At 43.9% G+C, this 8,267-nt stretch carries 4 protein-coding genes; all 4 read left to right on the top strand.

The window, feature by feature from the left end:
- The first annotated feature begins 347 nt into the window (after positions 1 to 347).
- From C7379_RS12245 to C7379_RS12230, 4 genes are read left to right on the top strand one after another with little or no spacing between them, the layout of a single operon-like run.
- Positions 348 to 3,659, top strand: coding sequence for a SusC/RagA family TonB-linked outer membrane protein (locus tag C7379_RS12245; protein WP_116617517.1), 3,312 nt, complete (start codon positions 348 to 350; stop codon positions 3,657 to 3,659).
- Positions 3,660 to 3,682: 23 nt separating this feature from the next.
- Positions 3,683 to 5,263: a RagB/SusD family nutrient uptake outer membrane protein gene (locus C7379_RS12240; protein WP_116617516.1), complete on the top strand. Its 1,581-nt coding sequence runs from the start codon at positions 3,683 to 3,685 to the stop codon at positions 5,261 to 5,263.
- Positions 5,264 to 5,268: 5 nt separating this feature from the next.
- A complete protein-coding gene (locus C7379_RS12235; protein ID WP_116617515.1) occupies positions 5,269 to 6,627 on the top strand; it encodes a zinc-binding metallopeptidase in 1,359 nt (452 codons plus the stop codon).
- An 11-nt stretch (positions 6,628 to 6,638) separates the two neighbouring features.
- Entirely contained in the window at positions 6,639 to 7,949 is a 1,311-nt protein-coding gene (locus C7379_RS12230; RefSeq protein WP_116617514.1) for a DUF4302 domain-containing protein, read from the top strand.
- Positions 7,950 to 8,267 lie beyond the last annotated feature (318 nt).

Genomic DNA, 8,267 nt, shown 5'->3' with positions numbered 1-8,267 from the left:
TTAGTAAAAACAAAGATAACCAAAAGGGCTGACACCTCGTGAGAAGTGTCAGCCCTAAATTATTTTGTTTAATAAAGTTTTACCGGACAGCAATAAATAATAATAAAAAGAGGTAAAAGATACATCATTGTTAACAAATGTTTTTTTATTTCGTTTTATTAAATTTTATTTGTTTGGTACATTATTTTTATTTATTTTTGTAAAACCAACATGTAAGAGGAATAATATACTATAAATGTCCAACACCCCAATGGACAAAAGTATGCTTACTTAACCACATCAAAAGACCTTTTATTGTATATTGTGTATATTGTTAACTATGAATTTAACCTTTACGATATAGATTTATGAAACAAAAATTAGCAATGTTGCTTGTAGGTTTGTTCTTAGGATTAGGAACGACGTGGGCACAGAACAAGATCAATGGTGTCGTAACATCAGCAGAGGATGGACAACCGGTGATTGGTGCTTCTGTTACTGTATCCGGAACAAAAACAGGCGCCGTGACAGATGTAGATGGTAAATTTTCCTTAACTACAAAAGAGAAAAATCCTATGATTACGATTTCGTACATAGGTATGGTAACACAAAAACTGCGCGGAACGCAGAATATGCGTATTGTGCTTCGCTCTGATGCGCAAACCGTTAGCGAAGTGGTTGTGACGGGTATGCAGAAAATGGACAAACGTTTGTTTACTGGTGCAGCAACCAAAGTCGATGCCGAGAAAAGCAAGTTGGACGGTATCGCGGATATTAGCCGCTCTTTGGAGGGACGCGCCGCTGGTGTGAGCGTACAAAATGTATCGGGTACATTTGGTACGGCACCTAAGATTAGGGTGCGTGGAGCCACCTCTATCTATGGTAGCAGCAAACCACTTTGGGTGGTCGATGGCGTTATCATGGAAGATGTAACAGAAGTAAACGCCGACCAACTGTCGTCTGGAGACGCTGCAACGGTTATTTCATCAGCCATCGCCGGTCTGAATGCCGACGACATTGAGAGCTTCCAAATCTTGAAAGACGGTTCTGCCACCTCTATATATGGTGCGCGTGCCATGTCAGGTGTGATTGTTGTTACCACGAAAAAAGGTAAAGCCGGTAAGACACACATTAATTACACAGGCGAATTTACCATGCGCTTGAAGCCAAGCTACAGTCAGTTCAATATCATGAACTCACAAGAGCAAATGGGTATATACAGAGAGCTTGAAGCCAATGGTATGCTTTCATTTGGTCGCACTCATCGCGCATCCACAAGTGGTGTGTATGGCAAGATGTACCAATTGATGAACACATACGACCCCACCACAGGCAAATTCTTGCTTCCCAACACAGAAGATGGAAAAATAAAGTATCTGCAAGCGGCCGAAATGCGCAACACTAATTGGTTTGACGAGTTGTTCAGCAACGCCATATCCATGAACCATTCTATTAGTATCTCATCGGGAACAGATAAGGCTCAGTATTACACCTCTTTCTCCTTGATGAACGATCCAGGATGGACTGAGCAAAGCAATGTGAGGCGTTACACTTTCAGCACGAACGCATTGTACAATATGAGCAAGCACCTGTCGCTCAATTTGATCGGAAATGCTGCCTATAGAAAGCAAAAATCACCGGGTGCCATGAACCAGCATGTAGACAATGTGACTGGTGCCGTGACCCGCGACTTTGACATTAACCCCTACTCTTACGCCATCAACACATCAAGAACGCTGGATGCCAACGAGTTCTACGTTAGAAACTATGCGCCATTCAACATTCACCATGAGCTGGCCAACAACTTTAATGATTATGATGTCATTGATACAAAAGTACAAGCAGAGCTTAAGTACAAACCTATAACAAAGGTTGAGTTGGCAGTGCTGGGAGCCTACAAGTTCTCTACGACAACCCAGGCCAATCAGATTAGGGACAACTCTAACGTCGCTTTGGCTTTCCGCGCTATGGACGACGCTACCATGCTTTATGGCAACCAGCGTCTTTACACTGACCCAGACGTGCCTAACAGCTTGCCATTCTCAGTACTGCCCAATGGTGGTTTCTATCGCGAGACAAAGTACAAGATGAACAGCTGGGACTTCCGTGCCACTGCAAGCTATAACGATGTTTACAACAATGACCACATCGTGAACCTCTTTGGAGGTATGGAAGTGAACAACACCGACCGTAACCGCAGCTATTTCAATGGCGTGGGCATGCAATACGAGATGGGATTGCTCGGCTCGTACGATTACAGATATTTCAAGCAGTCGAGCGAGGAGAACGAAATTTACTATGACTTGTCTAACGGACATAGTCGCGAAGTGTCTTTCTTCGGAACTGGTACATATTCTTGGAAAGGTCGCTACACCATCAACGGAACAGTGCGTTACGAGGGCAGCAACCGCTTGGGCAAAGCTCGTAGTGCACGATGGTTGCCTACATGGAACATCTCTGGAGCATGGAATATGCACGAGGAGCCATGGTTTGAAAAAACTTTCAAGAACAGTCTCACACACGCCACATTCAAAGCGTCTTATTCTTTGACGGGCGACAAACCTGCCGTGACCAACGCTGCGGTAATTATCCAGAGCTACAACCCTTGGAGACCATTTACGGTTGACAAGGAATCGGGGCTTGAGATATGGGATTTTGCCAACGATGAACTTACCTATGAGAAGAAACATGAGCTTAATCTTGGTTTTGACTTGGGCTTCCTCAACAATCGTATCAACGTTACCTTCGATTGGTATCGTCGTAACAACTACGACTTGATTGGCCCGCGCATCACCAATGGAACTAAGGGTACCATTGTAGAATATGCCAATGTGGCTTCCATGAAGTCGAATGGAGAAGAGCTTTCTATATCCAGCAAGAACATCGTGAGCAAAGATTTTACATGGAGCACAGACTTCATCTTCTCTCATGTCAAGACAGAAGTGACCTCATTAAAGAATCGTCGTAACCTTATCCAGATGATTACAGGTTCTGGCTTTACGCTCGAGGGTTATCCGTATCGCTCTTTGTTCTCCATGGATTTCCAAGGATTGAACGAGAATGGCATACCAACCTTTATCAACCAAGATGGAAAGAAGACTACCAGTGATATCTACTTCCAATCTCGTAACATTGAGCATTTGAAGTATGAAGGTCCTGTCGATCCTACCTATACAGGTTCTTTGGGCAATACTTTCTCTTATAAAGGATGGCATCTCATCGTCTTTGCAACTTACGCTTTTGGCAACAAGGTGCGTCTTGACCCAGCCTTCTACTCTTGGTATTCTGATCTTGACGCTACACCAAAAGAGTTCAGAAACCGTTGGACAAAAGCAGGCAACGAGATGACAACCAATATACCTGCCATCCCTGACTTGCGCCAACGCCAACAAGACCAAAAATTGAGTTACGCCTTCAATGCCTATAACCGCTCCACAGAACGTGTGGCAAAGGGTGACTTTATACGCATGAAAGAAATTTCACTGTCGTATGATTTCCCACAGCGATGGGCTAACTATTTGCATTTGAACAAGGTCAACCTCAAATTGCAGGGTACAAACTTGTTCCTTATTTATGCGGACAAAAAGCTCAACGGTCAAGACCCAGAGTTCTTCAACGCTGGTGGTGTAGCTGTGCCAATGGCTCGACAGCTCACAATGACACTCAGAGTTGGACTATAAAATTCCTTTAACAAGTTAAGAATATGAAAAAGATATATTTATTCCTTTCGGCAGTCTTCGCGTTGGGCATAACCACATCATGCAATGACTATCTCGACAAATTGCCTGATGACAGAGCCGAAGTGGACAACGTGGATAAAGTCCAGAAACTTCTTGTTTCGGCTTATCCTAAACAAGACCCAACTTATATTTTTGAAATGAGTAGTGACAATGTTGATGACAACGGAATAAACTATGGTTACTCTCCTAAAGAGGAAGAACTCTACCGTTGGAAAGACGTTGAAACAGAGGGTAACGATGACCCGAAATATATTTGGAACCACTGTTACACCGCCGTGGCCTCAGCCAACCTTGCGCTTCAGGCTATTGAGAACTTGGGGTCGCCAGCCGAACTCAATGGTGCCAAGGCAGAGGCGTTGCTTTGCCGCGCTTACGCCATGTTCCGTCTTTCTACGGTGTTCTGCATGGCTTGGAACCCCGCAAAGGCAGAACAGTATCTCGGTTTGCCTTATCCTAAGATACCAGACGTGTCGGTGAACACTCGTGGCACGCTCAAGCAACTCTACGAAAACATCAATGCGGACATTGAGGCAGCCTTGCCACTGTTGGACGACACTTACCTCAAAGTCCCCAAATATCATTTCAACGCAAAGGCAGCTTACGCTTTCGCGGCTCGGTTCAACCTGTTTTATCTCAACTACGATAAAACAATCAAGTACGCAAACGAGGTTTTGGGCAGCAATCCATCAGGTGTGCTCAGAAACATGAACGAATATGCCTCACTGACGATTGATGCATTCTCTAACAAATATATCAGCACTTCAGAGAATGCCAACTTGCTAATTCTGACATCAGTTTCTCGTTTAGCCCGCACAGGTTCACGTTTCAACCACAACACGAACATAACAGACTGTGAAACATTTTGGGCACCCATGCCATGGGCTCCACATGGAGGGTCAACCAACAACTGTCTCGTCGAGGCGAGCCAGCTTTATGGCTCCAACCAAAAGATTTGGATTCCAACCGTCAACGAGTATTTTGAAGTAACCGATAAGATTAACGACACAGGATTTCCGCATATCGTGAGACCCATATTCACCACAGACCAAGTGTTGCTTGAGAGGGCAGAAGCGTATGTGATGAAGAAAAAATACACAGAAGCCTTGGCTGACATGAACGCTTGGATAACCGCACACACCAAAACAGTGCAAGGAACAGCCAAGCGGCCTACGCTCACCCAGGAAAGTCTGAATAAATTCATCAATGATACTCCTCTCGCAAAGGATACCATTACCACCAATCGTGACCGAAGTATCAAAAAGACTTTGCATCCACAAGGGTTCACATTGGAAGAAGGCACACAGATCAACATGATATACATGCTGTTACAAATGCGTCGTATAGAGACTTTCTGGCACGGCGGTCGCTTCCTTGATATCAAACGTTACGGCATCACCGTATGTCACCTCTTAGATGGAGAAGACCCCATTTTCTTCAAACCGGGCGACTTGCGAGGCGCTATCCAATTGCCACTCGATGTAATCGACGCAGGACTGGAGGCAAATCCAAGAGAAGCAAACACAAGTAAGACTCCTAAAAAATGAACACAATGAAATATATCAAAATCATCATGCTGCTGGCACTCATTGCGGTGATCAACGCCTGCAAGGAAGACGACGTTGATACAAACAACTCTGTCTTCACCAAGACTACCACGCAGCAATCAGAGTTTGACAAATGGTTAGAGGCCAATTACGCCAAACCTTATAACATCGAGTTCAATTATCGTTACGTTGACAAGCTCACCAATAACTATTATAACGTTGTTCCAGCCAACGAAAAGAACTCAAGAGCCATGTCCATTCTTTTGAAGCACGTATGGCTTGACGCTTACACCGAACTGATGGGAAAGGATTTCCTGAAGAAGAATTGCTTCCGCGTTATCCAGCTCATTGGCTCTCCAGAGTATGACGGACAAAACAAAATCATCCTTGGTACCGCTGAAGGTGGCATTCAAATTACACTTTTCCGTATCAACAATCTTGACCTTGACAATCTTTATGTCAACCAAGACGATCCATTGAAGAACCATCGCGACTTGCCACTTGACCTCAACTACTGGTATTTTCATACCATGCACCATGAGTTCTGCCATATCCTGACGCAGAAAAAGGAATATTCAACAGAGTATCGCACGGTTTCCGTTGGTAAATACCACACCACCGATTGGATTAACGTTTCTGACGAGCAGGCTCTCCACGAAGGTTTCATCAGTGGTTATGCCAGCGAACAGTACAATGAGGACTTTGCCGAATTGTATTCCACATACGTTACCTCTACTCCCGCTGCATGGAAGAAGCTGATGAACGAGGCTTTGATTGTTCAAAAAGACCAAGACGGCAACATCCTCTATCAAAAGGACAAAAATGGCAATGATGTGTACAAAAAGGATGCGGATGGTAATCTAATCCCACTGTATGACAAAGATGACAACCTCGTGCCAGCTACCGATGCCAAGGGCAATATCATGTGGGAGAAAGACAAGGACGGCAAATATATTTATATTCTTGACAGCAAGGGCAACCGTATCCCACGCTACTCTATCCACAAAAATGTGAAATACCAATATGATGATGATGGTTCTTTGTTCGCATATTTTGTGTTCAATGGCAAGGCTTATTCCATTATGGCTCATGGTGGCGATCCCGTTTACCAAGTAGACGAAGATGGGAATACCGTGTTTGACAAAGACGGCAACCCTGTACCAGAGTATTTCAAGGTACCCGTATTTGAGTATGAACGTGCACCACAAGTCGACACCACTGGGCTTGATGCCATTCTTAAAAAACTTGACATCCTCAGAGCTTATTTCATTAACACTTGGGGTATTGACATTGACAAGCTTCGCGACATTGTCACAAGAAGGGCGTCAGAGATTCATCAACTTGATTTGAAAACATTAAAATAAGGAAACGCAATATGAAAAAGATATTCAATCTCTTCACTTTCCTTGCGGCGATCCTCCTTGCGACGGCTTGTTCGCCAGAGGTCGATGACTTGTTTGACAAGTCCTCATCGCAGCGCATAAGCGAGGCCATCAATAATACCAAGGACATCCTCACCACACCAGCAGACGGCTGGGTTATGCACTATTATGGATCGCCCATGTATGGCGGCTACAACGTACTTTGCAAATTTGACAAAAAAGACCGCGTCACTGTGGCCAGCGAAGTTGCTGGAAAAGATTCCACGTTTACATCACATTACAAGATAGAACAGAGCCAGGGTGTGATACTCTCTTTTGATGAGTACAATGACATCTTCCACTATTTCTCCGACCCTCACAATCCAGATGGAAACGGTGTTGACGGAAAAGGAATGTTAGGCGACTTGGAGTTTCGTGTAATGAAAGCCTCTGCCGACAGCATCATTCTTAAGGGCAAGAAGCACAACAACCGCGTGGTCATGGTACCATTGAAGAAAAGTACCAATTGGGCCAATTACATCGATGCCGTCCAGAAACGCTTTGCCAGCATGAAATACAATATTTACGATGTGGTCATCAAAGGCAAGAATTACAGAGCTTTGCGCAGCCAACATACAATCTCATTTACCAACCCCGACAGCCAAGATGAAACACGGCTCAACTTCGTAGTTACAGACAAAGGATTTAAACTGTACAAGCCAGTAACCATAGCTGGCGAAACGTTCTCGGAGTTTATTTATTCTGATGACGATAAATGGGTAGACGCCAACAACAAAAACGTGCTATTGAAGCCTGTTGTACCTCCTATTACCGAACAGTTTGTAAATACCAATTGGTTCTTTGCTTTCAGCAATTTCAGCGCTTACGGACAAAAATACTGGAATATGATTAAACCCGGAGCTGCAAGCATGGGAGAAAATATCATTGGCGCAGGTCTTGGTAAAGAGCTGATTAATAAAAACAAGGGACCACAATTTGGTTTAACATTCGCAAGCAAAGGCAATAAGAAAACTTATTGGTGCCAGTACTATTTCACCTATAAAATAATTGGCAAAGACCAAATAAGCATTGGCTTTGAGGGAAAGGGCAATGGCAACGCTATATATTATGCTAATAATGCGGGCTATTTACCTTGTGTGCTACCCTTTGTCAAAAATGTTAAAGGGAAGTTTGTAGACCGGGTGTTCAAACTCGAGACAGACAATCTCAAGAATCCGACCTATATCAAGTTTACTGAAGTTGACAATCCTGAAAATACTTTCACGGTTTCCCGTAACTATATTAAAGATTTCTTTGCCAACTAAATTTAAAAGTTGAAACATAACCTCACGCTCCCCACAAGGCTATCCCACTCACAACGAGTGATTGTCTGTGGGGGGCGTATTACGTTAAATAGCCCCATCCACTCTTTCTGCAAACAAAAACATCCCACCATTGTATTTCACGGTAAATAAACTATTACTGTCCGCTAAACATAGAAATCCTCATTCCAACTCATTGAGACACAATAGTTCGGATGACAGCATGTTAGTGACAAGCCCCCTTATTCATTTTCTGTTACCTCTGGTGGCGATTCAGCCGCTGCTTCAAGCATGAGTTTCATGTCGGCATCCGGCATGTTG

Origin of the sequence: Hallella colorans (assembly GCF_003096815.1) — a bacterium.
Lineage (GTDB): Bacteria > Bacteroidota > Bacteroidia > Bacteroidales > Bacteroidaceae > Prevotella > Prevotella colorans.
Note: the sequence above shows the minus strand (reverse complement) of the source record. Positions and strands in the feature narration are given on the sequence as shown.

Excerpts from the sequence above, each read along its gene's own strand:
- C7379_RS12245 (WP_116617517.1), top strand. The coding sequence starts at position 348 with ATGAAACAAAAATTAGCAATGTTGCTTGTAGGTTTGTTCTTAGGATTA.
- C7379_RS12240 (WP_116617516.1), top strand. The coding sequence starts at position 3,683 with ATGAAAAAGATATATTTATTCCTTTCGGCAGTCTTCGCGTTGGGCATA.
- C7379_RS12235 (WP_116617515.1), top strand. The coding sequence starts at position 5,269 with ATGAAATATATCAAAATCATCATGCTGCTGGCACTCATTGCGGTGATC.
- C7379_RS12230 (WP_116617514.1), top strand. The coding sequence starts at position 6,639 with ATGAAAAAGATATTCAATCTCTTCACTTTCCTTGCGGCGATCCTCCTT.